Source organism: Pseudomonas siliginis (genome assembly GCF_024072275.1).
Lineage (GTDB): Bacteria > Pseudomonadota > Gammaproteobacteria > Pseudomonadales > Pseudomonadaceae > Aquipseudomonas > Aquipseudomonas siliginis.
Genome location: NZ_CP099598.1, coordinates 1,021,047 through 1,043,197, shown reverse-complemented (window position 1 = coordinate 1,043,197; position 22,151 = coordinate 1,021,047). Strand labels below are relative to the sequence as shown.

At 60.0% G+C, this 22,151-nt stretch carries 24 protein-coding genes; 13 read left to right on the top strand and 11 right to left on the bottom strand.

Annotation, left to right across the window (positions count from 1 at the left end; translation table 11 throughout):
* Window positions 1–98 precede the first annotated feature (98 nt).
* The 3 genes from NF676_RS05075 to NF676_RS05065 all read right to left on the bottom strand — a co-directional run bounded on the left by NF676_RS05075 (window position 99) and on the right by NF676_RS05065 (window position 2,414).
* On the bottom strand, window positions 99–1,001 hold the full coding sequence (locus NF676_RS05075; RefSeq protein ID WP_150636130.1) for an alpha/beta fold hydrolase: 903 nt from the start codon (window positions 999–1,001) through the stop codon (window positions 99–101).
* On the bottom strand, window positions 1,001–1,783 hold the full coding sequence (locus tag NF676_RS05070; RefSeq protein WP_252887335.1) for a class II aldolase/adducin family protein: 783 nt from the start codon (window positions 1,781–1,783) through the stop codon (window positions 1,001–1,003). Before NF676_RS05070 ends, NF676_RS05075 begins: the two co-directional genes overlap by 1 nt.
* A gap of 175 nt (window positions 1,784–1,958) precedes the next feature.
* Window positions 1,959–2,414 (bottom strand): flavodoxin, encoded by a 456-nt coding sequence (locus NF676_RS05065; protein WP_041478001.1) that lies wholly within the window; start codon window positions 2,412–2,414, stop codon window positions 1,959–1,961.
* Window positions 2,415–2,568: 154 nt separating this feature from the next.
* On the opposite strand from NF676_RS05065, the gene NF676_RS05060 reads away from it, so the two are divergent.
* On the top strand, window positions 2,569–3,045 hold the full coding sequence (locus NF676_RS05060) for a PAS domain-containing protein (protein WP_252887334.1): 477 nt from the start codon (window positions 2,569–2,571) through the stop codon (window positions 3,043–3,045).
* 54 nt (window positions 3,046–3,099) lie between these two features.
* Complete coding sequence (locus tag NF676_RS05055) at window positions 3,100–3,705, top strand: hypothetical protein (RefSeq protein WP_024011639.1); 606 nt, start codon at window positions 3,100–3,102, stop codon at window positions 3,703–3,705.
* A 3-nt stretch (window positions 3,706–3,708) separates the two neighbouring features.
* Here the strand turns inward: NF676_RS05055 and NF676_RS05050 are convergent, their stop codons facing one another.
* A complete protein-coding gene (locus NF676_RS05050) occupies window positions 3,709–4,668 on the bottom strand; it encodes a MerR family transcriptional regulator (protein ID WP_095180389.1) in 960 nt (319 codons plus the stop codon).
* Window positions 4,669–4,879: 211 nt separating this feature from the next.
* On the opposite strand from NF676_RS05050, the gene NF676_RS05045 reads away from it, so the two are divergent.
* The 5 genes from NF676_RS05045 to NF676_RS05025 all read left to right on the top strand — a co-directional run bounded on the left by NF676_RS05045 (window position 4,880) and on the right by NF676_RS05025 (window position 7,394).
* A complete protein-coding gene (locus NF676_RS05045; protein WP_041477999.1) occupies window positions 4,880–5,449 on the top strand; it encodes a putative antibiotic biosynthesis monooxygenase in 570 nt (189 codons plus the stop codon).
* Between the two features lie 58 nt (window positions 5,450–5,507).
* Window positions 5,508–6,218, top strand: a complete 711-nt coding sequence (gene folM, locus NF676_RS05040; RefSeq protein ID WP_252887333.1) for a dihydromonapterin reductase — start codon at window positions 5,508–5,510, stop codon at window positions 6,216–6,218.
* Between the two features lie 72 nt (window positions 6,219–6,290).
* The gene (gene folX / locus NF676_RS05035) at window positions 6,291–6,662 is read left to right on the top strand and encodes a dihydroneopterin triphosphate 2'-epimerase (RefSeq protein WP_016771653.1); all 372 of its coding nucleotides are present in this window, start codon (window positions 6,291–6,293) and stop codon (window positions 6,660–6,662) included.
* A gap of 104 nt (window positions 6,663–6,766) precedes the next feature.
* Window positions 6,767–7,063, top strand: a complete 297-nt coding sequence (locus tag NF676_RS05030) for a DUF1244 domain-containing protein (RefSeq protein ID WP_039759325.1) — start codon at window positions 6,767–6,769, stop codon at window positions 7,061–7,063.
* Complete coding sequence (locus tag NF676_RS05025) at window positions 7,056–7,394, top strand: HopJ type III effector protein (protein ID WP_039759326.1); 339 nt, start codon at window positions 7,056–7,058, stop codon at window positions 7,392–7,394. Before NF676_RS05030 ends, NF676_RS05025 begins: the two co-directional genes overlap by 8 nt.
* A 189-nt stretch (window positions 7,395–7,583) precedes the next feature.
* Here NF676_RS05025 and trxB read toward each other — a convergent pair whose 3' ends face one another.
* The gene (trxB, locus tag NF676_RS05020) at window positions 7,584–8,546 is read right to left on the bottom strand and encodes a thioredoxin-disulfide reductase (protein WP_016771656.1); all 963 of its coding nucleotides are present in this window, start codon (window positions 8,544–8,546) and stop codon (window positions 7,584–7,586) included.
* Between the two features lie 312 nt (window positions 8,547–8,858).
* Between trxB and cysZ the strand changes: the two genes are divergently transcribed.
* Complete coding sequence (cysZ, locus tag NF676_RS05015) at window positions 8,859–9,611, top strand: sulfate transporter CysZ (RefSeq protein ID WP_252877460.1); 753 nt, start codon at window positions 8,859–8,861, stop codon at window positions 9,609–9,611.
* Between the two features lie 40 nt (window positions 9,612–9,651).
* A complete protein-coding gene (locus tag NF676_RS05010; protein WP_252887332.1) occupies window positions 9,652–10,851 on the top strand; it encodes a glycosyltransferase family 4 protein in 1,200 nt (399 codons plus the stop codon).
* 127 nt (window positions 10,852–10,978) lie between these two features.
* Here the strand turns inward: NF676_RS05010 and NF676_RS05005 are convergent, their stop codons facing one another.
* The 3 genes from NF676_RS05005 to NF676_RS04995 form a co-directional block, all read right to left on the bottom strand.
* On the bottom strand, window positions 10,979–12,082 hold the full coding sequence (locus NF676_RS05005) for an NADH:flavin oxidoreductase (RefSeq protein WP_252887331.1): 1,104 nt from the start codon (window positions 12,080–12,082) through the stop codon (window positions 10,979–10,981).
* A 212-nt stretch (window positions 12,083–12,294) separates the two neighbouring features.
* Window positions 12,295–12,777: a glutathione peroxidase gene (locus NF676_RS05000; RefSeq protein ID WP_252887330.1), complete on the bottom strand. Its 483-nt coding sequence runs from the start codon at window positions 12,775–12,777 to the stop codon at window positions 12,295–12,297.
* Window positions 12,778–12,900: 123 nt separating this feature from the next.
* Window positions 12,901–13,386 (bottom strand): FKBP-type peptidyl-prolyl cis-trans isomerase, encoded by a 486-nt coding sequence (locus NF676_RS04995; RefSeq protein WP_056782966.1) that lies wholly within the window; start codon window positions 13,384–13,386, stop codon window positions 12,901–12,903.
* On the opposite strand from NF676_RS04995, the gene NF676_RS04990 reads away from it, so the two are divergent.
* Genes NF676_RS04990 through yihG form a run of 3 tightly spaced genes read left to right on the top strand, consistent with a single transcriptional unit; the run spans window position 13,355 to window position 16,738 of the window.
* The gene (locus tag NF676_RS04990) at window positions 13,355–13,681 is read left to right on the top strand and encodes a DUF3565 domain-containing protein (protein WP_082530248.1); all 327 of its coding nucleotides are present in this window, start codon (window positions 13,355–13,357) and stop codon (window positions 13,679–13,681) included. The genes NF676_RS04995 and NF676_RS04990 overlap by 32 nt on opposite strands.
* A 51-nt stretch (window positions 13,682–13,732) precedes the next feature.
* The gene (pta, locus tag NF676_RS04985) at window positions 13,733–15,832 is read left to right on the top strand and encodes a phosphate acetyltransferase (RefSeq protein ID WP_024011632.1); all 2,100 of its coding nucleotides are present in this window, start codon (window positions 13,733–13,735) and stop codon (window positions 15,830–15,832) included.
* Window positions 15,833–16,738 (top strand): 1-acylglycerol-3-phosphate O-acyltransferase, YihG family, encoded by a 906-nt coding sequence (gene yihG, locus NF676_RS04980; protein ID WP_252887329.1) that lies wholly within the window; start codon window positions 15,833–15,835, stop codon window positions 16,736–16,738.
* A gap of 294 nt (window positions 16,739–17,032) precedes the next feature.
* On the opposite strand, the gene cysN is transcribed toward yihG, so the two are convergent.
* The 3 genes from cysN to NF676_RS04965 form a co-directional block, all read right to left on the bottom strand.
* Entirely contained in the window at window positions 17,033–18,931 is a 1,899-nt protein-coding gene (gene cysN, locus NF676_RS04975; RefSeq protein ID WP_073473760.1) for a sulfate adenylyltransferase subunit CysN, read from the bottom strand.
* 9 nt (window positions 18,932–18,940) lie between these two features.
* On the bottom strand, window positions 18,941–19,858 hold the full coding sequence (gene cysD, locus NF676_RS04970) for a sulfate adenylyltransferase subunit CysD (RefSeq protein WP_056782962.1): 918 nt from the start codon (window positions 19,856–19,858) through the stop codon (window positions 18,941–18,943).
* Between the two features lie 249 nt (window positions 19,859–20,107).
* Window positions 20,108–20,866 (bottom strand): Nif3-like dinuclear metal center hexameric protein, encoded by a 759-nt coding sequence (locus NF676_RS04965; protein ID WP_056782960.1) that lies wholly within the window; start codon window positions 20,864–20,866, stop codon window positions 20,108–20,110.
* 104 nt (window positions 20,867–20,970) lie between these two features.
* On the opposite strand from NF676_RS04965, the gene algW reads away from it, so the two are divergent.
* Window positions 20,971–22,128: a Do family serine endopeptidase AlgW gene (algW, locus tag NF676_RS04960; protein WP_016770590.1), complete on the top strand. Its 1,158-nt coding sequence runs from the start codon at window positions 20,971–20,973 to the stop codon at window positions 22,126–22,128.
* Window positions 22,129–22,151 lie beyond the last annotated feature (23 nt).

Genomic DNA, 22,151 nt, shown 5'->3' with positions numbered 1-22,151 from the left:
TTGGGTCACAACGAACACGGCTGCGGCTGAATGGTGCGCGATAAGGCTGGGGGATGATCGAGTGTCAGGACGCCGAGAGCCCGTGCTCTCGGCGAGAATCAGGAGTACGCCACTTTGCGCGGAGGCAATACCAGACGATCGCGGAACGCCAGATAGTGCTTGAGTACCAGCACCGGCGCCTCGGTTTGCGGATAGTGGCCAATGCCGGGTAAGAGCACGGTGTCTGCATCAGGGATCAGTTCGCGATATCGCTCGACCATGTGCACGCCGGAGATCGGGTCAAATGCGCCATCGATCACCCGCAAGGGAATGTCACCCTGCTGCATGGCCGTCACCCAGCGCTCACGTTGCACCCGGCGCTCGGGGATATAAGTGATCAATTTATGCAGGATGCGCGGGCCATGGTTGCTGTCGACCAGACTCCAGTAATCATCCAGTTCGCTTTCAGTCGGCTGGGTCTGCGGGCCGAAGATCTGCCGGAAACCTTTGACCAACGCCTCACGACTGAATGCGCGACCAAGCAGCCAGCCAATCGGACTGAGCAGCAGTTTCTGCATCAGCAGTGGACGATGGGTTTCCGGAAACAGACCGCCATTAAGGAATACGCAACTGGCCACTTCAATGCGTTTTTCGTAGTGCCGCGCGAGCAGCTCCTGAGCAACGCTGTCGCCGTAGTCGTGGGCGAGGATGTGCACGGCTTGTTCAACCTGCAGATGGGCGAGCAGTGCCTGTTGCAGATCGGCCTGTTCCAGCAGGCTATAGGTGTGATTGCGCGGTTTCGCCGAATCGCCGAAACCGAGCATATCGCAGGCGATCACCTGATAACGCTGGGCCAGTGGCTGCCACAGGTAATGCCAATCCCAACTGGCGGTGGGGAAACCGTGAATCAACAGCAACGGTTCACCCTGCCCGACTGTCCAGTAGCGGATCGACTGGCCACGAAAAACAAAGGTCCGGCTGCGCTTGCGCCAGACACACAAAGGAATCTCGGCAAGTGGCATTAGAATTTATACCCCGGATCCTGCAGGTCGAGTTTGCGCAGCAGCGCCGGCCACGCCAGCGCGCCGCCCATGCCCTGCGCGCTCTTGGTGACGCCGGCAATCATCGCTTTGGCGCCGGCGAGAATCTGCGGTTCGATGGCGATCAGTTCGGTCCCTCCAGTCTGCGCCATGACCTGAATGTCGCAGGTCCGCTGGAAGGTGAACATCATCAGAAAAGTGTCGGCGATAGTCCCGCCGCAGGTGAGCAGACCGTGGTTGTGCAGCATGAGGAAACTGTTGTCGCCGAGATCGGCTTGCAGGCGCGCCTTTTCTTCATGATTCAGGGCCACGCCCTCGTAGGCGTGATAGGCCAGGCTCGACAACACGAACAACGACTGTTGACTGATCGGCAACACCCCCTGCCTTTGCGCCGACACTGCAACGCCTGACGCAGTGTGCGTATGCAGCACGCAAACCACATCGTGGCGCACCTCGTGGACGGCGCTGTGAATGGTATAGCCGGCGGGGTTGATTTCGTAGGGGCTGTCCATGAGTTTGTTGCCGGCCTGATCGACTTTCACCAGGCTTGAGGCGGTAATCTCGTGGAACATCAGGCCAAACGGATTGATCAGGAAATCTTCAGTGCCGGGCACCTTGGCCGAGATATGCGTGAAGATCAGATCGTCCCAGCCGTGCAGCGCGACCAGACGGTAACAGGCGGCAAGATCAACGCGGGTCTGCCACTCGGCAGCGCTGACCTGATCTTTGACGTTCGGCGACGATTGGACGGGGGCTACGCTCACTGTATGCACCTCTGCGTTCTTCTTGTTCTGCTCGTGTCAGCAGTCTAGTCAGGCGCAGGGCATCGCGTAGTTGCATTGGCAGCCAGCTTGATGACTGAACGAGTCAGCCGGGCAAACAGCCTGGATCCGTTGCAATGCAACAACGCTTATAAGGTGCAGCGATTATTGCCCGCAATCAGCCTTTGAGCGCTTCAATCAACTGCGCCAGCCACGGCTCGGCATCGGTTTCCGGCGTGACGCTTTCGCTGGCGTCGATGCGCAGCATTTCCTGAACCTCGTTTACGCCCAGTTCGGCAAACAGTTCGCGCATCTGCTCGCCACCGCCGCAGAAGGTGTCGCCATAGCTGGCATCACCGAGGGCGATCACCGCGCCGGGCAGGCCCCGCAACGAAGCAGGCAACTGATCGCGCAGCATCGAATACAACGGTTGCAGGTTGTCCGGCAGCTCGCCCATGCCAGTGGTCGAAGTGACGGCCAAAAGAGCCTCAGGAGCGAACGCCTGAATATCGGCCAGCGCGGCCCGCGAGTTGTAGAAGGTTTCAAAGCCGGCGGCTTTCAGCAGGTTCTGGGCGTGGCGGGCGACTTCTTCGGCGGTGCCGTAGACCGAACCTGAGAGGATGGCGACTTTCATCAATCTGATCCTGGAACTGAAAAAAAAGAGCCGCGATAGTAACAGCCCATGCCGCGAAGTTGCGATTGGCTCTCAATGCAAGCGGATGGCCTATAGACAGTCCGCGGCTTTCTTCTAGAATGCCTGCCACTGACATAACGGAAGGGATTCTCGGATGATCAACGCCAGCCTGCTGCAAATGGTGATCAATGCGTCGAATGACGGAATCGTGGTCGCTGAAAAGGAAGGCGAGCAGGACAACATCCTTATTTACGTCAACCCTGCCTTCGAGCGCATGACCGGTTATAGCAGCGAAGAGATCCTTTATCAGGACTGTCGTTTCCTCCAGGCTGGGGACCGTGATCAACTCAGTCTGCAACCGATTCGCGACACATTGCGCGAAGGCGGCTCGTGTCGTGAGGTTCTGCGCAACTACCGCAAGGATGGCACGCCGTTCTGGAACGAATTGTCATTGTCGACGGTAAAGAATGCCGAGGACGGGCAGACTTATTTCATCGGCGTGCAGAAGGATGTAACGCTTCAGGTCAAGGCGCAGCAGCGCGTTGCACAGCTGGAAGCTCAAGTGGCGGCGCTGCAAAGCGAGCTGGCGGCACTCAAAGCGACGAACGGCGCAAACAAAACCGCGAACTGACGGTCATTAACTACAATCACCAATGACTTTGTAACTATTCACTTCGAGTTAGCCATGCAGCGCGACGCCCTCCTCACCCAGGACGAGCTGGATTTCATCCAGACAATGCAGCACAACCCGCAACTGAACGTGCGGGATGCAACGTCGAGTCTGCTGGTTAATGGTGGTTCGCAGATCCGTGACCTGCTGACACGTCTGGCTGCTCACGAGCAAGTGACGATCCAGGCAAACTTCGAAAATCAGCAGATGACTTTCCCGCTGCATCTGGTGGAAGACGAGTTCCACGCGCTGCATCTGCGTCTCGGGGTGCCGAGCATCTATGAAGACGGCCCGATGGTGCGGCCGTGGCGCCTGGTATTGGAAGAGCCGGTGGCATTGGAAAACGCCAAAGGCCAGCCCGGCACGCTGTGGGTGCACGAGGTGTCGCACAAAGGTGTGTTGCTGGAAGTGCGCAACAAGACCAAACCACCGAAACATTTCGCCCTGTGGTTCAGCCCTTCCGGTTATGAGCGCATCTCGTTGCGCGGCCATTTCGAGCGTGAAACCGAGCAAGGTTTCTTCGCCTACGAACTGAGCCAGACCGATGCCGACGAAACCGAGCGCCTGCGCCAGTTCATCCTGCAACAGCATCGCCTGACCCACCCCGCCCTGCACGCCTGAGTCTCAGGTATCCAGCTTGCCTGCCATGAATTGCTTCATGCGTTGACGCATTGTTGCGCCCTCATTCCCTAGACATGCAACGGATGAACCGGCCAGACTGTCTTCGGCCAGTTCCGAGGCATCGCCGGCCAACATCAATTGGCAATCGAGGCTCAGTGCCAGACGATTCAGGCGCCGGGGCAGCTCTGGACCGGGGGCATGATTGGAAAACAGTACAAGTGCGTCAGGCTTGACCTTTTCGCAGACCAGCGTCAATTCATCGAACGGCTGGCCCGTGGTCAGCACCCGCACGCCAGAATCGTTGCCGCTGAGAAACAGCGCCGCGACCAGCAACTCAAGCTCTCTGCACTGCCCCGCGAGCGCGCTGACAATCACCCGGCGCGGTTGCGCACCACGCAACATGACAATGCGCTGCAGTACACGCACCCTGAGAAATCCGTCGAGAAACAACCATTCGCTGGTTTGCCCGAAAGCGTCCTGGCGCTGCAGCAGTTGACGCCACAACGGCATCAGAATGGCTTCGAACACCACCGGCAGCGCGTACGACGAGAAAATCTGCCCGTAGACGCGATCCAGCTGCTGATCGTCGAACGCACTGACCGCCTGCTGAACCTGCTCCTGCCATTGCTTGTAATCGGCCTGCACATGGTCATCGGGGATGAAGTTTGCCAGCACCTTCAGAGGCTCTGTTTTCGCCAGGATCTTGCCGACTTTGCTCACGGCCACGCCGCGATCGATCCAGTCGACAATGCTGCGCACGCGCTCGATATCGTTCATGGAATACAAACGATGCCCGCTTTCGGTGCGCGTCGGCTGGATGAGTCCGTAACGGCGCTCCCAGGCACGCAGGGTCACCGGGTTGACGCCAGTCAGGCGCGCCACTTCGCGGATGGGAAATAGCTCTTCGCGCTCGATCGTGCCGAGAGCTGTCGAAGCCGGGCGAGGGTCCGTGATTACAGGCATCTGGCGGTCAACTTCCATGTCGGTTCATTGGATCCCATTTTAAACATGATGGACTGGAAACCTTCAAGTAGTGATCTGCGACGAAAGCTGCTGGTTTAATCGACAAAATCAGGAATAATCCTTGCTTGTTGTAAAGCGCAAGCCTCTACCCCGGCCTGCGTCAGGCGAAGCTCTTACCCGGAGCGACGCACTCGAAATACGGAGATACAAAATGTCTACTTCCCCCGTCACGCTAATGGTAGCGCGTCGCGTCGCCGATGGCCGTTATCACGATCTTATCGCCTGGTTGCGCGAAGGCGAGCAACTGGCCACCGACTTCCCCGGCTACCTCGGCTCCGGCGTCCTCGCGCCACCGCCCGGTGACAACGAATTCCAGATTATCTTCCGCTTTGTCGATGAGCAGACCCTGCACGCGTGGGAATACTCGGCGTCGCGTACCGCCTGGCTGAATCGTGGCAGCGATCTTTTCGAACATCCCAAAGAGCACCGGGTCAGCGGCATTGAAGGCTGGTTTGGTGCTGCCGGCCAACGCCCGCCGCGCTGGAAACAGGCCGTGGCGATCTGGCTGGCGTTTTTTCCGGTGTCGCTGATATTCAACTTTGCCCTCGGCCCGCTGCTCGCTGAGCTGAGCCTGTTGCCGCGCATCTTGATCGGCACGGCGTGCCTGACGCCGCTGATGGTGTATTTCTTCATCCCGTTGTCGACGCGTCTGCTGGCGAACTGGTTGAACAGCACGCCGACGCGGCCATTGGCTGGCGCACCGTCGGCGCAGAATCGCTGATCTGCAGCGGGCGGCGAGCCTGTTATAGTTTTCGCTTCAACCGCGATGCGAGCCGCCCATGCCAGATTCCGCAGCCCCGATCCTCATCACCGGCGCCGGCCAGCGTGTCGGTTTGCACTGCGCGCAGCGCTTGATCGAGGATGGCCACCCGCTGATTTTCACTTACCGCACCGAGCGACCGGGCGTACAGGCCCTTCGCGATCTTGGTGCGACAGCGCTGTTCGCGGACTTTTCCAGCGAGGCCGGGATTCTTGCCTTCATCGACGCGCTGAAAGCCCACACCGAGAGCTTGCGCGCCGTCGTGCACAACGCCTCCGAATGGCTGGCGGAAACCCAGGGCAGCGAAGCACAAGCCTTCAATCGCATGTTCAACATTCACATGCTCGCGCCTTACCTGATCAACCTGCACTGCGCCGAGTTGCTGCAGCGCTCGACGCCTGCCGACATCATCCACATCAGCGACGATGTCACCCGCAAAGGCAGCAGCAAGCACATCGGTTATTGCGCCAGCAAGGCCGGGCTCGACAGTCTGACCCTGTCGTTTGCCGCGCGCTTTGCGCCGGCCATCAAGGTTAACGGCATCGCCCCGGCGCTGTTATTGTTCAACCCCGAAGATGACACGGCGTACCGCACCAAGGCGTTGGCCAAGTCCGCGCTAGGTATCGAGCCGGGCAGCGAGGTGATCTATCAGAGCCTGCGCTATCTGCTCGACAATCCCTATGTCACCGGCACGACCCTGACCGTCAACGGCGGCCGGCACGTCAAATAGGCCGTCCCGCTTCGGCCGCGAGTCGAGTAAGATCCACCTGAACGCCTGCAATAGACTGGACGGAGCAAATCAATGCCACAACTTCAACCGGGGATGGCGCGCATCCGGGTCAAGGATCTGCGCCTGCGCACCTTTATCGGCATCAACGAGGACGAAATCCTCAACAAGCAGGATGTGCTGATCAACCTGACCATTCTGTACGCGGCTCAGGAAGCGGTGCGTGACAACGACATCGACCACGCGCTGAATTACCGCACCATCACCAAGGCAATCATCGCCCACGTCGAAGGCAACCGCTTCGCGCTGCTCGAACGCCTGACCCAGGAATTGCTCGATCTGGTGATGACCAATGCATCGGTGCTGTATGCCGAAGTCGAAGTCGACAAGCCCCACGCGCTGCGCTTCGCCGAATCGGTATCGATTACGCTCGCAGCGAGCCGCTAGCTTCAAGCTTCAAGCTTCAAGCCGTAAGCGTTAATCTAACGCCCCCCACAATTCAATCTTGCAGCTTGTAGCTTGCCGCTTGAAGCTGTCTCGAAGAGACCCTTATGACCGAGCAACAACGCCTGGAACTCGAAGCCGCCGCCTTTCGCCGACTGGTCGCTCACCTCGACAGCCGCAAGGACGTGCAGAACATCGACCTGATGAACCTCGCCGGGTTCTGCCGCAACTGCCTGTCGAAATGGTACAAGGCCGAAGCCGACCAACGTCAGATCGAGGTCAGCCTCGATGACGCCCGCGAAGTGGTGTACGGCATGCCCTACGCCGAGTGGAAAGCCCAATACCAGCAAGAAGCCAGCGCCGAGCAGCAAGCAGCGTTTGCCAAAGGAAAACCCAATGACTGATCTGAACACCCTGCGCGCCAGCCTCAAGAGTGGCGAGCATGCTTTCGCCGACACCCTGGCGTTCATCGCCGCCGGTTACGACTACCAGCCGCAAGCATTCAACAACGGCGGCGTGGAAAATGCTGCCGGGCAGAACGAGGGCTCGTGCAAGACCCTGGGCCTGGCACTGCTGGAAGGTCTGAGCGATGAAGAAGCGCTGCTGGCGTTCGGCGAGCATTACCGTTCGGTGCTGGCGACGCCTGAGGGCAGCGATCACGGCAATATCCGCGCGTTGATCAAGCACGGCCTGGCCGGGGTGAAATTCAGCGCCCAACCCCTGAACCGCCGCTGATCCCAACAGCCACACATGCCCCCTGTGGGAGCGAGCCTGCTCGCGAAGACGGACTGACATTCATCGAAGATGTCGACTGATACACCGCTTCGCGAGCAGGCTCGCTCCCACACTGGATGCGTGGCGACTGCGAATCTCGGGCACAAAAAAACCGGCCAATCTGGCCGGTTTTTTTTATGCCCTGCGGTCTTAGAACGTGGCGTTCTGCAAGCCGTCCAGGTAACGCTCGGTGTCCAGTGCCGCCATGCAACCGGCGCCGGCCGAGGTGATGGCCTGACGGTAAACGTGGTCAGCCACGTCACCGGCAGCGAAGATGCCTTCGACGCTGGTGGCAGTCGCATTGCCTTCACGGCCGCCCTGCACAACCAGGTAACCGTCTTTCAGCGTCAACTGGCCTTCGAACAGCGAAGTGTTCGGGGTGTGGCCGATGGCGATGAACACGCCGTCGACTTTGATCTCGTCGAAGCTGCCATCATTGTTGCGCAGGCGCGCACCGGTCACGCCCATGTTGTCGCCGAGGACTTCGTCCAGGTTGGCGTTCAACTTGAGAATGATCTTGCCTTCAGCCACACGAGCGTTGAGCTTGTCGATCAGGATCTTCTCGGCGCGGAAGGTTTCGCGACGGTGGATCAAAGTCACGGTGCTGGCGATGTTGGCCAGATACAGCGCTTCTTCGACAGCGGTGTTGCCACCGCCAACCACGGCGACCGGCTTGTTGCGGTAGAAGAAACCGTCGCAGGTCGCGCAGGCCGACACGCCTTTGCCCATGAACGCTTCTTCCGACGGCAGGCCCAGGTAACGGGCGCTGGCGCCAGTGGCGATGATCAGCGCATCACAGGTGTAAACCGCGCTGTCGCCGGTCAGGGTGTACGGCTTGGCAGCGAAGTCCACAGCGTTGATGTGATCGAAAACGATCTCGGTCTCGAAACGCTCGGCGTGCTCGCGCATGCGCTCCATCAACACCGGACCGGTCAGGCCATGAACATCACCCGGCCAGTTGTCGACTTCGGTGGTGGTGGTCAGTTGACCGCCAGCCTGCATGCCGGTGATCAGCAGTGGCTTGAGGTTGGCGCGGGCCGCGTAGACCGCAGCGCTGTAGCCGGCGGGGCCGGAACCGAGAATGATCACTCGCGAATGACGGACTTCAGACATGAATCTGCTCCTGTTGGCCGGCCATGAAAAATCTGGCGCGGACGCCGGACGGCCGGCGGAATAAAAAAGGACCGTGGACACCTTGGGGAAGGCTTGAACTCGACAGTCCTGTAAAAAGTTGGGTGCAGCGTATCGAGGGGGGCAAGATTAAGGAAATACGGTTTAACAATCCAGCTCATAGGTGGTCTCTATGCCGAGACGGTGACGAGATAGACCTCTTTGTTACAGTGAATGTCGATTGCTCTGCTGCGCTTTCGCCGCTGGGGCAAAGCCGGTAACGTCGGCGCGTTTTCCCTTGCTTCGGAGCACCTTATGCCCGCCCCTGTTCTGTCAGGCCCGCAATACCTGCGCGAAGGCCTCAAACTGGTCTTGAGCCCTGGCCTGCGCCTGTTCGTGTTGTTGCCGCTGGCTATCAACCTGGTGCTGTTCGTCGGATTGATCTATCTGGCCGGCCACCAGTTCAGCCTGTGGGTCGACACGCTGATGCCCTCGTTGCCTGAATGGCTGAGTTTCCTCAGCTATATCCTGTGGCCGCTGTTCGTGGTCCTCGTGGCCTTGATGGTGTTTTTCACCTTCACCATGCTCGCCAACATCATTGCCGCACCGTTCAACGGTTTCCTCGCGGAAAAAGTTGAAGTGGTGGTGCGCGGCACCGATGATTTCCCGGCGTTCAGCTGGGGCGAACTGGTCGCGATGATCCCGCGCACCCTCTCCCGGGAAATGCGCAAGCTCGGCTACTTCCTGCCGCGCGCCATTGGCCTGTTCATCCTTTCGTTCATCCCGGTGGTAAATATCGTCGCCGCGCCGTTATGGCTGCTGTTCGGCGTGTGGATGATGGCCATCCAGTACATCGACTACCCGGCGGATAACCACAAACTCGGCTGGAACGAGATGCTCGCCTGGCTGCGGCAGAAGCGCTGGCAGAGCATGAGTTTTGGCGGGATCGTCTATCTGGTGTTGCTGATTCCGGTGGTCAACATCCTGATGATGCCGGCGGCGGTAGCCGGGGCGACATTGTTCTGGGTGCGCGAACGTGGCGCCGAAAACCTGGTGATACAGCACTGACCGCGTCACAAATCCATCATCCGATCGTAACAAGCTCGACATGGCCTCAGCCGACACTGAGGTCATGACGACAGCTCTACATATCACCCTCATCAGCGAAACCTTCCCACCGGAAATCAACGGCGTGGCCAATACCCTTGGCCGCTTGTGCGAGGGTTTGCGCGCACGAGGGCATCAGGTGGAGCTGGTGCGCCCGCGCCAGGCCGGTGATCCACAACGCAGCGAAGACGATGCACTGTTGCTGTGTCGCGGATGGCCGCTGCCGGGCTATCCGGGGCTGCAATGGGGCCAGTCGTCGATGCATAAACTGCTGCGCCGCTGGAAACGCCAGCGCCCCGATGTGCTGTACATCGCCACGGAAGGCCCGCTGGGATTGTCGGCACTGCGTGCCGCACGGCGCCTGGGGATTGCGGTGGTGAGCGGCTTTCACACCAACTTCCAGCAATACACCAGCCAGTACGGCCTCGGTCTGCTGACGCGGATGCTTACCCACTACCTGCGCTGGTTTCACAATCGTTCGGCAATGACTTTGGTGCCGAGCGCCAGTCAGCGCCTGGAGTTGGAGCGGCGGCATTTCGAGCGGCTGGCGTTGTTGTCGCGGGGTGTGGACAGCCAGTTGTTTCATCCGAGCAAACGTCAGAGCGCGTTGCGTGAGCAATGGGGGCTCTCTGACACGGATATCGCGGTCATCCACGTAGGAAGGCTCGCCCCGGAGAAAAATCTGGGCCTGCTCAAACGCTGCTTTGAAGGTCTGCGCGAAACTTATCCACAGCGCCATCTGAAGCTGATCGTGGTCGGAGATGGCCCGCAGCGTTCGGCGCTGGAAAAAGAATTGCCGGAAGCGATCTTCTGCGGCGCGCAGCGGGGAGAAGCCCTGGCGGCGCACTACGCCTCAGGAGATCTGTTTGTATTTCCCAGCCTGACCGAGACCTTCGGCAATGTGGTGCTGGAAGCCCTGGCTTCGGGACTCGGCGTTGTTGCCTATGACCAGGCAGCGGCGGCGCAGCATATTCGCCATGGCTACAACGGCGTTTCGGCAATGCCCGGCGATGAGCAGGCGTTTTGCGAAGCGGCGGCGTGGTTGCTGGAGGAAGATGAACGGTTGCGTTGTGTGCGGCTGAATGCGCGGCAGCATGGCAGTCGCCAGGGCTGGGCGGCGATTATCGAGCAATTCGAGGGGTATTTGCGGGGGGCTTGTGCGGGGGAGTTGGTGGTGCCTGGGGCGCAGACACAACCATAGATTTGCGTCGACATAGAAACAGCGTTCGCGAGCAGGCTCGCTCCCACATGGACACCGCATTCCGTCATATGAAATGCAGTAGAGGGTGGGAGCGAGCCTGCTCGCGAAAAGGTCGAACTGGCGCTGCTTAAACCAGGGTCATCAACGCCTCACGACTGAACGGCAGAATATCCTGCTCACGTCCTTCACGGACTTTCTGCGCCCAGTCCGGATCGACCAGCAGCGCGCGGCCCACTGCTACCAGGTCGAACTCTTCTTTGTCCAGACGCTCCAGCAGATTTTCCAGGCTGGCCGGTTGCGCGACCTTGTCGGTGTTGACCATGAACTGCAGGAACTCGCCGTCCAGGCCGACGCTGCCCACGGTGATGGTCGGTTTGCCGGTCAGCTTGCGGGTCCAGCCAGCGAGGTTCAGATCCGAGCCGTCGAACTCCGGCTCCCAGAAGCGTCGGGTCGAGCAGTGGAAAATGTCCACGCCAGCGTCGGACAGCGGCTTGAGAAACTCGCCCAGCGCTTCGGGGGTTTGTACCAGACGCGCGGTGTAATCCTGCTGCTTCCATTGCGAGAAGCGGAAGATGATCGGGAAACCCTCACCGACAGCCGCGCGTAATGCTTGAATCAATTCGATGGCAAAACGCGAACGGTTGGCCAGGCTGCCACCGTATTCATCGCTGCGCTGATTGCTGCCTTCCCAGAAGAACTGGTCGATCAGATAGCCGTGGGCGCCATGGATTTCCACACCGTCCATGCCGATGCTTTGCGCATCTTTGGCAGCCTGGGCAAACGCAGCGATCACGTCCTGGATGTCCTGCTTGGTCATGCCGTGAACCACGACCTGACCGTCCTTGAGTTTTTCCGACGGACCGTAGCCCGGCACGCTGGCGTCCGGCTCGGTGCCGAGGCGGCGTACGCTGCCGACATGCCACAGTTGCGGGACGATCTTGCCGCCCTCGGCGTGCACGGCGTCGACGACTTTTTTCCAGCCGGCCAGCGGCGCGTCACCGAAAAATTGCGGCACGTTTGGATAGCCATTGGACGCGATGTGGCCGACCGTGGTGCCTTCGGTGATGATCAAGCCAACCCCAGCGGCCGCACGACGACGGTAGTACTCGATGACTTTGGAATTCGGCACGCCGCCCGGGGAGAACGAGCGGGTCATTGGCGCCATGACGACGCGGGTCGGCAGTTCGAGGGCACCGAGGTGGAACGGTTTGAACAGGGCTTGAACAGGCATCGAGAGGCTCCACGAAAACGTTGGCTACAGGCATGAATCGATATGACGCCGATAATATTAAGAGTCGAGAGCTCTGAACAGCATTATTGATTTTGGTGATTAAGGATCAAAAGATTGAAAAGCAAAAGATCGCAGCCTTCGGCAGCTCCTACACGAGATTGGTGTTCTCCCTGTAGGAGCTGCCGAAGGCTGCGATCTTTTGATGCTACTTTTCAGCTCAGCGCTTGTTCAATCGCATGCACGATGGTCGGATCATCCGGCGCCGTGCGCGGCGAGAACCGCGCCAGCACCCGGCCGTCCTTGCCGAGCAGAAACTTCTCGAAATTCCAGGTGATGTCGCCGGGAAACTCGGCGCCCTCGCCCGCCAGCAGGCGATACAAATGATGCCGCTCGTGGCCGTTGACTTCGAGTTTGCTCGCCAACGGGAACGTCACGCCATAGTTGAGGCTGCAGAATTCCTGGATTTCCTTTTCCGAGCCTGGCTCCTGACCGGCAAACTGGTTGCACGGCAGGCCCAGCACAGTGAAGCCTTTGGCCTTGTATTGCTGGTAGAGGTTTTCCAGTGCCGCGTACTGGGGGGTCAAGCCGCATTTGGAGGCCACGTTGACCACCAGCACGACTTGGCCCTTGAACGGCGCCAGCGGTAGCTCCTGACCATCCAGGGCGGTCAACTTAAGGTCGTGAAAAGCACTCATGCCGAACTCCAGGATTCTCGTGTTCTACTCGAAACAGCCACTTGGCGAGGCCACCAAGGACAGCCGCGGACTAAAAAGGCGCCCACAGGCGCCTCTCCAGTACTCGAAGCTTAGCGCAGAAAATCAGTGGTGATGGCCACCTTCGCCATGGACGTGGCCATGAGCGATTTCTTCCTGGCTGGCGTCACGGATATCAACGATCTTAACCTTGAAGTTCAGGCGCTGACCGGCCAGAGGGTGGTTGCCATCAACGGTGACGTCGTCGCCGTCCAGGTCACGAATGGTGACGATCTGCATCTGGCCGTCCGGCGCCGAAGCGTGGAACTGCATGCCGACTTCCAGCTCGTCAACGCCTTCGAACATGCTGCGGCTCAGGGTGCTGACCAGCTCGGCGGCGTATTCGCCGTAAGCATCTTCCGGCTCAACGGCCACTTCCAGCTCGTCGCCGACAGCTTTGCCTTCCAGGGCTTTTTCCAGGCCCGGGATGATGTTGCCTGCACCTTGCAGGTAAACCAGCGGAGCGCCGCCGGCGGAGCTGTCGATGACCTCACCAGCGTCGTTGGTCAGGGTATAGTCGATGGAGACAGCCTTATTGGCGGCGATCAGCATGGGGCGAGACCTTTTGCATAAGAATATAGAAAGGCCAAGTTTAGCGAAGCAATCGCGTGAAAGCGACCACAACCCGGACAAACGGGTTTCGACCATCACCGGCTTTCATCAGGACGAAGATGGCCATTGGGTGGTCGAGCTTTCCTGTGGCCACACCCAGCACCTGCGCCACCAGCCGCCGTGGCAAACCCGCGCCTGGGTCCTGGATCCGGCGCAACGTATTGAAAAAACAGGTCAACCCTTTGCCTGCGGTTGGTGTGCACAAGGCTCGGTTAGCGATAACCTTGGCGACTGAATTTCGGTAGTCGGCCAGACATAGGCTGACACCCTTGCATAGAGAATTCCCATGCAAACTTTTTTTATCGCCCCCACCGATTTTGGCGTGGGTCTGACCTCCATCAGCCTCGGGCTGGTGCGCACACTTGAACGCGCCGGGCTGAAAGTCGGCTTTTTCAAACCGATCGCCCAGCCACATCCGGGCGACACCGGCCCTGAACGTTCCACCGAACTGGTGGCGCGCACCCATGGCCTGAAACCGCCACAACCGCTGGGGCTGGCGCACGTTGAACGCATGCTCGGCGACGGTCAGCTCGACGAACTGCTCGAAGAAATCATCGCCCTGTATCAGCAAGCGGCGGTCGGCAAAGACGTGCTGGTGGTCGAAGGCATGGTGCCGACCCGCAGCGCCAGTTACGCCGCACGGGTCAATCTGCACCTGGCCAAAAGTCTGGATGCCGAGGTGATTCTGGTCTCGGCACCGGAAAACGAAGTGCTCGCCGAGCTTTCTGGCCGTGTCGAGCTTCAGGCTCAATTGTTCGGTGGCCCGAAAGATCCGAAAGTCCTCGGGGTGATCCTCAACAAGGTCAAGACCGACGAGAGCATGGACGCCTTCGCCACGCGTCTGAAGGAGCATTCGCCGTTGCTGCGCAGCGGTGATTTCCGCTTGCTCGGCTGCATCCCGTTTCAGCCGGAACTCAATGCGCCACGCACCCGCGACGTCGCCGACCTGATGGGCGCGCAAGTGCTCAACGCGGGCGACTACGAAACCCGGCGCATGAGCAAAATCATCATTTGCGCACGAACCATGCGCAACACCGTCGAGCTGCTCAAACCCGGCGTGCTGGTAGTGACGCCGGGCGATCGCGACGACATCATCCTCGCCGTCAGCCTTGCGGCGATCAACGGCGTGCCGCTGGCCGGCCTGCTGCTGACCAGCGACACCCTGCCCGACCCGCGCATCATGGACCTGTGCCGGGGCGCGTTGCAGGCCGGTCTGCCGGTGTTGTCGGTGAGCACCGGCTCGTACGACACCGCCAATCTGCTCAATGGCCTGAACAAGGAAATCCCGATCGATGACCGCGAGCGCGCGGAGATCATCACCGATTTCGTCGCCAGCCACCTCGACGCCAACTGGCTGCATCAGCGCTGCGGTACGCCTCGGGAGATGCGCCTGTCGCCGGCAGTGTTCCGCTATCAATTGATCCAGCGCGCGCAAGCGGCGAACAAGCGCATCGTCTTGCCCGAAGGCAGCGAGCCGTTCACCGTGCAAGCGGCGGCGATCTGTCAGGAACGCGGGATCGCCCGCTGCGTATTGCTGGCCAAACCCGAAGACGTCGAAGCGGTCGCCCGCGCCCAAGGCATCGTGCTGCCGCCGGGCCTGGAAATTCTCGACCCGGACCACATCCGCGAGCGTTACGTCGAGCCGATGGTCGCCCTGCGCAAGAGCAAAAGCCTCAACGCACCGATGGCCGAGCAGCAACTGGAAGACACCGTGGTGATCGGCACCATGATGCTTGCGCTGGATGAGGTCGACGGCCTGGTTTCGGGTGTGATCAACACCACCGCCAACACCATCCGCCCGGCCTTGCAATTGATCAAGACCGCACCGGGCTGCACGCTGGTGTCGTCGGTGTTCTTCATGCTGTTCCCGGAAGAAGTGCTGGTCTACGGCGACTGCGTGATGAACCCGCACCCGAGCGCCGCAGAACTGGCCGAAATCGCCCTGCAAAGCGCTGACTCGGCGGCCGCATTCGGTATCACTCCACGGGTGGCGATGATCAGCTATTCCAGCGGCGAATCGGCCCGCGGTGAAGAAGTCGAGAAAGTCCGCGAGGCGACTCTGCTGGCTCATGAGCAACAAAACTCGCTGCTGATCGACGGCCCGTTGCAGTACGACGCCGCCGCCAACGCCGACGTCGCCCGGCAACTGGCGCCGAACAGTCAGGTCGCCGGGCGCGCCACGGTGTTTGTGTTCCCCGATCTGAACACCGGCAACACTACGCACAAAGCCGTGCAGCGCAGCGCCGATTGCGTCAGCCTCGGGCCGATGCTGCAAGGCCTGCGCAAACCGGTGAACGACCTGCCGCGCGGCGCGCAAGTCGATGACATCGTCTACACCATCGCGCTCACCGCGATTCAAGCCGCCAACCGACCCATGGATGTGTAAATGCTGGATTTTCTACCCGCACCCGTGCGCGGCGTGATCGCCTCGCTGCTGTTGGCGCTCAATACGATTCTGCTGTGCTCGTTTCTGTTCTGCGTGGCGCTGGTCAAGGCCCTGCCGTTTGCCTTTACCCAGCGGATTGCCGGTTGGCTGATGAGCCACACCCACGAGGCGTGGATCAGCAACAACAAGGGCTGGATGAATCTGGTACGGCGCACCCGCTGGCACGTCAGCGGCCTGCAAGGCCTCGACTATCAGCACTCGTACCTGATCACCAGCAACCACCAGAGCTGGGTGGATATTCTGGTGCTGCAATACGTGCTCAACCGCAAGATTCAACCGCTGAAGTTTTTCCTCAAGCAGGAGCTGATCTGGGTGCCGGTGATTGGCCTGGCCTGGTGGGCGCTGGGCTTTCCGTTCATGAAGCGCTACGCCAAGGCGTATCTGGAAAAACACCCGGAAAAGAAAGGCAAGGACCTGGAAACCACGCGCAAGACCTGCGCGAAATTCCGCCATAACCCGGTGGGGATTTTCAACTTCGTCGAAGGCACACGCTTCACCGAAGGCAAGCATGCGCAGCAGCAGTCACCGTTCAAGTACCTGCTCAAGCCCAAGGCCGGCGGGATCGCCTTTGTGCTGGATGCGATGGGCGAACAGCTGGAGTCGATCGTCAACGTGACGATTCATTATCCAGCGGGGCGTCCAGGGTTCTGGGATTTGCTCTGCGGCAATGTGCGCGATGTGGTGGTGCATTTTGAAGAAATCAAAATCCCGCCGGCCTTCATCGGCAAGAACTACGATCAGGACGGCGAGTATAGATTGCAGTTCCAGGGCTGGATCAATCAGCTGTGGCTGGACAAGGATGCATTGCTGGAGCAGATGCACCGCGAATATCCACCCAAATACTGACCCCTGTGGGAGCGAGCCTGCTCGCGAAAGCGGTGGATCAGCTTGCAAAGATGTTGAATGAGATAAAGCTTTCGCGAGCAGGCTCGCTCCACAGTTGATCGTTCCCACGCTCCGCGTGGGAATGCAGCCCGGGACGCTCCGCGTCCCTGCCGAAGCGGACGCGGAGCGTCCAATGAGGCATTCCCACGCGGAGCGTGGGAAGGATCACCCAACACTAAAAAGCCCGCCGATGATCACTCACCGGCGGGCTTTTTCTTGCCGCTTGCAGCTAGTAGCTTGTCGCTGCTTCAATGCTTAAATCGCGCCACGCTGCCGCAACAGCTCCAGCACTTGCTTGACGCTTTCTTCCAGACTCAGGGACTGCGTGTCGATCACCAAATCGGCATTGAGCGGCACGTCGTACGGGAAGGATTCGCCCGGGATGTTGTCGCCACCAGCAGCGTACAGCCCTTGCGGATCACGCTCGGCGCACACGGTCGGCGAGGCCTGCACGTAGACCGTCAGCAAGCGATCCTTGCCGATCAGTTCCTTGGCCTGCTCGCGACCTTCGGCACTTGGCGCGACGAACGCGGCCAGGGTCAGCAGCCCCGCTTCGTTGAACTGACGCGCCACGTGGGCGGCTCGACGCCAGTTCTCGGTACGCCCGGCGCGATCCTGTGGCAGACCTTTGTTCAAGTCATGACGCAGGTTCTGGCCATCGAGTACAAACACCGCGCGGCCCATGTCGAACAGCTTGCGCTCGACCGCATACGCCAGGGTGCTTTTACCCGCGCCGGACAGGCCGCTGAACAGCACGGTGGCCGGTTGCTGGCCGAAGCGCTGGGCGCGTTCTTCAGTCGCCACGTGGGCCAGTTTGCCGTGGTGGGTGGCAGTGCCATGCGCTACAGGCTGAGCGACGATCATGCCGGCGCCAACGGTGCCGTTGGTCAGGCGATCGATGACGATGAACGCGCCGGTGGTGCGGTTGCTTTCGTAACCGTCGAGGGCGATCGGCGCGTCGAGCGCGATCTTTACCTTGCCGATTTCGTTGAGCTGCAACGCGCTCGCCGGGCCTTCTTCCAATGTGTTCACGTCGACCTTGTTGACGATGCTGGCGATTGAGCCCGGCACGTAACTGGTGGCGCGTTTGATGTCGTATTTCTTGCCCGGCAGCATCGGCTCTTCAGCCATCCACACCAGCATCGCTTCGAAGCTGTCGGTGACCGGCGGCACGTTGTCGGCATGCACCAACAGGTCGCCACGGGAGATATCGATTTCGTCTTCCATGGTCAGGGTTACCGCCTGACCTGGACCTGCGTGCTCCAGTTCACCTTCGAAGGTGACGATGGATTTCACCCGGCTGCTCTTGCCCGACGGCAGCACCACGACTTCGTCGCCCTTGTGCACGATGCCGCTGGCCAGGGTGCCGGCGAAACCACGGAAATTCAGGTTCGGACGGTTGACGTACTGCACCGGGAAACGCAGATCGGTGAAGTTGCGATCGCCCGCGACTTCCACAGTCTCCAGAATCTCCATCAGCGACTGACCGGTGTACCACGGCGAGCGCTCGGACTTGTTCACCACGTTGTCGCCTTTAAGGGCAGACATCGGCACGAAGTGCATGCTGGTCGGCTTCATCTTCAAGCCTTCGGCGAACTTCAGGTAGTCGGCCTTGATCGACTCGAACACGCCTTCGTCGAAGTCCTTCAAGTCCATCTTGTTGATGGCGACGACGATGTGTTTGATGCCCAGCAACGAAGCAATGAAGCTGTGACGACGGGTCTGGGTCTGCACGCCGTAACGGGCGTCGACCAGAATGATCGCCAGGTCACAGGTGGATGCACCGGTGGCCATGTTGCGGGTGTACTGCTCATGGCCGGGGGTGTCGGCGATGATGAATTTGCGCTTGGCGGTGGAGAAATAGCGGTAAGCGACATCAATGGTGATGCCCTGCTCACGCTCGGCCTGCAGACCGTCGACCAGCAATGCCAGGTCGATGTCGTCACCGGTGGTGCCGACTTTCTTCGAATCGCGGGTGATCGCTTCGAGGTGATCTTCGTAGATCATCTTCGAGTCGTGCAGCAGGCGCCCGATCAGGGTGCTCTTGCCGTCATCGACGTTACCGCAGGTCAAAAAGCGCAGCAGCTCTTTACGTTCGTGCTGGCCCAGGTAGGCGAGGATGTCCTCGCTGATCAAATCAGAAACATGCGACATGACAGCCCCTTAGAAATAGCCTTGACGTTTTTTGTCTTCCATCGAGCCTGCGCCATCGTGGTCGATGACCCGGCCCTGGCGCTCGGAAGTTCGCGTCAGGAGCATTTCCTGAATGATGTCCGTCAGGCTTTCGGCCTCGGACTCCACCGCGCCCGTCAACGGGTAGCAGCCAAGGGTGCGGAACCGCACTTTCTTTTTCACGATGCGCGCTTTGTCTTCTTCGGACAGGTGCTCGAGGATGCGCTCGTCGTCGATCATGATCAGCGTGCCGTTCTTCTCGATCACTTCGCGTTCGGCGGCGAAGTACAGGGGCACAATCGGAATGCCTTCGAGATAGATGTACTGCCAGATGTCCAGCTCGGTCCAGTTCGACAACGGGAACACACGAATGGATTCGCCCTTGTTGACCTTGCCGTTGTAGACGTTCCACAGCTCCGGACGCTGGTTTTTCGGGTCCCAGCGGTGCTTGCTGTCACGGAACGAGTACACGCGCTCTTTGGCGCGGGATTTCTCTTCATCGCGACGGGCGCCGCCGAACGCTGCGTCGAAACCATGCTTGTCGAGTGCCTGTTTCAGGCCTTCGGTTTTCATGATGTCGGTGTGCTTGGCGCTGCCGTGGGTGAACGGGTTGATGTTCTGCGCTACGCCATCGGGGTTGATGTGGGTAATCAGGTCCAGGCCCAAGTCTTCGACCATCTTGTCGCGGAACTTGTACATTTCCTGGAATTTCCAGCGGGTGTCGACGTGCATCACCGGAAACGGCAGTTTGCCCGGGAAGAACGCCTTGCGTGCCAGGTGCAGCATCACGGCGGAGTCTTTACCGATGGAGTACAGCATCACCGGGTTATCGAACTCGGCGGCCACCTCGCGGATGATGTGGATGCTTTCCGCCTCCAGCTGTTTCAGATGCGTCAGTTTGTCGACCATGGCTACTCACGAAAGCTTTCTTATGAACGGCCAGCGGGCCGTGTTCGAGCGAGGAATCCTAGCACAGCGACCTCTTCTAATCAGGACGCCAACTAGATCGAAAGGGTATATGAATATGCCCACCAGTTCGGCCGTCAGGGCCGAACGTGGGAGCGAGCCTGCTCGCGAAGGCGGAGTGTCAGGCACCTTTGTATTGAAGGTCTGACGCCTTCGCGAGCAGGCTCGCTCCCACAGGGGTTTGCGGTGAGTTCAGATCGGGTTGGGGCAATCGATGAAGATGTGCTCAAGGGCAAAGCGCTTCGCCAGATACTCGCCCAGCGCCTGCACGCCATAGCGTTCGGTGGCGTGATGGCCGGCGGCGATGAAGCTGATGTCGTTTTCCCGCGCACTGTGGAAAGTCTGCTCGGAGGCCTCGCCACTGATGAACAGATCGACCCCCGCCGCCACGCCCTGATCGATATAACCCTGGCCACCGCCGGTGCACCAACCGACGCGGCGGATCATGCCGCTGCCTTCGATCAGCAGCGGCTCGCGGCCCATGACTTCCTGCACCTTGCGCGCGAAATCCCGCGCGGTCATCGGCTCATTCAGCGAGCCTACCAGCCCGACGATTTTCGGGTTGCTCGGGTCCAACGGCCCTTCAACAGTGATGTCGAGCTGACGCGCCAGTTGCACGTTGTTGCCGACGTCCGGGTGCAGATCCAGCGGCAGGTGATAGGCGAGCAGACTGATGTCGTGCTTGAGCAAGGTTTTCAAGCGGCGCTGTTTCATGCCGGTGACGCAGGGGTTTTCGCCTTTCCAGAAATACCCGTGATGGACCAGGATCAGGTCGGCCTCGGCTTCGACGGCGGCGTCCAATAAAGCCTGGCTGGCGGTGACGCCACTGACGATGCGCATCACTTGCGGGCGGCCTTCGACCTGTAATCCGTTGGGGCAATAATCGGCAATTTTCGCACTGCCCAGGTAACGGTCGGCTTCTTCGACGAGGGTGCTGAGGGCAACGGCCATGAAAGACTCCTAAATATCCCGTTCAGAGGCGCGCGCGGCCTCGTATAATGCGCGACATTATGGGCGGTCTGACCTCGCCTGCAACCTTTCCAGGAACGTGCTTAATGCTCAAGGCGCTGCGTTTTTTTGGCTGGCCGCTGTTGGCCGGTGTGCTTATCGCTCTGTTGATTATTCAGCGTTACCCCGAGTGGGTCGGGCTGCCGAGCCTCGACGTCAATCTGCAACAGGCGCCACAGACCACGATCGTGCAACAGGGGCCGGTGTCTTATGCGGATGCGGTGGGCATCGCCGCGCCGTCGGTGGTCAACCTGTACACCACCAAGGTCATCAACAAACCGGCGCATCCCTTGTTCGAGGATCCGCAGTTCCGCCGCTTCTTCGGTGACAATTCGCCGAAACAGAAGCGCATGGAATCGAGCCTCGGTTCCGGGGTGATCATGAGCCCGGAAGGCTACATCCTCACCAACAACCACGTCACCAGCGGCGCCGACCAGATTGTCGTGGCGTTGAAGGACGGTCGCGAAACACTCGCACGGGTGATTGGCAGCGATCCGGAGACTGACCTGGCTGTCCTGAAAATCGACCTGAAAAACCTCCCGGCAATCACCGTCGGCCGCTCCGACAGCATTCGCATCGGTGACGTCGCGCTCGCCATCGGCAACCCGTTCGGCGTCGGTCAGACCGTGACCATGGGCATCATCAGCGCCACCGGCCGCAATCAGTTGGGCCTGAACAACTACGAAGACTTCATCCAGACCGATGCGGCGATCAACCCGGGCAACTCCGGCGGTGCGCTGGTCGATGCCAACGGCAACCTCACCGGTATCAACACGGCGATTTTTTCCAAGTCCGGCGGCTCGCAAGGGATCGGATTTGCCATTCCGGTGAAACTGGCGATGGAAGTGATGAAGTCGATCATCGAGCACGGCCAAGTGATTCGTGGCTGGCTGGGCATCGAAGTGCAACCGCTGACTCAGGAACTGGCGGAGTCGTTTGGCTTGTCCGGGCGCCCTGGGATCGTCGTCGCCGGAATCTTCCGTGACGGCCCGGCGCAGAAAGCCGGCCTGCAACTGGGCGATGTGATCCTGAGTATCGACGGCGAACCGGCCGGCGATGGCCGCCGCTCGATGAACCAGGTGGCGCGGATCAAGCCGACCGACAAGGTGACAATTCAGGTCATGCGCAACGGCAAGGAACTGAAGCTGACGGCTGAAATCGGCCTGCGTCCACCACCGGCACCGGTGAAAGAAAAAGAAGAGTAAAAATGTTTTCGCGCCATCGGCGC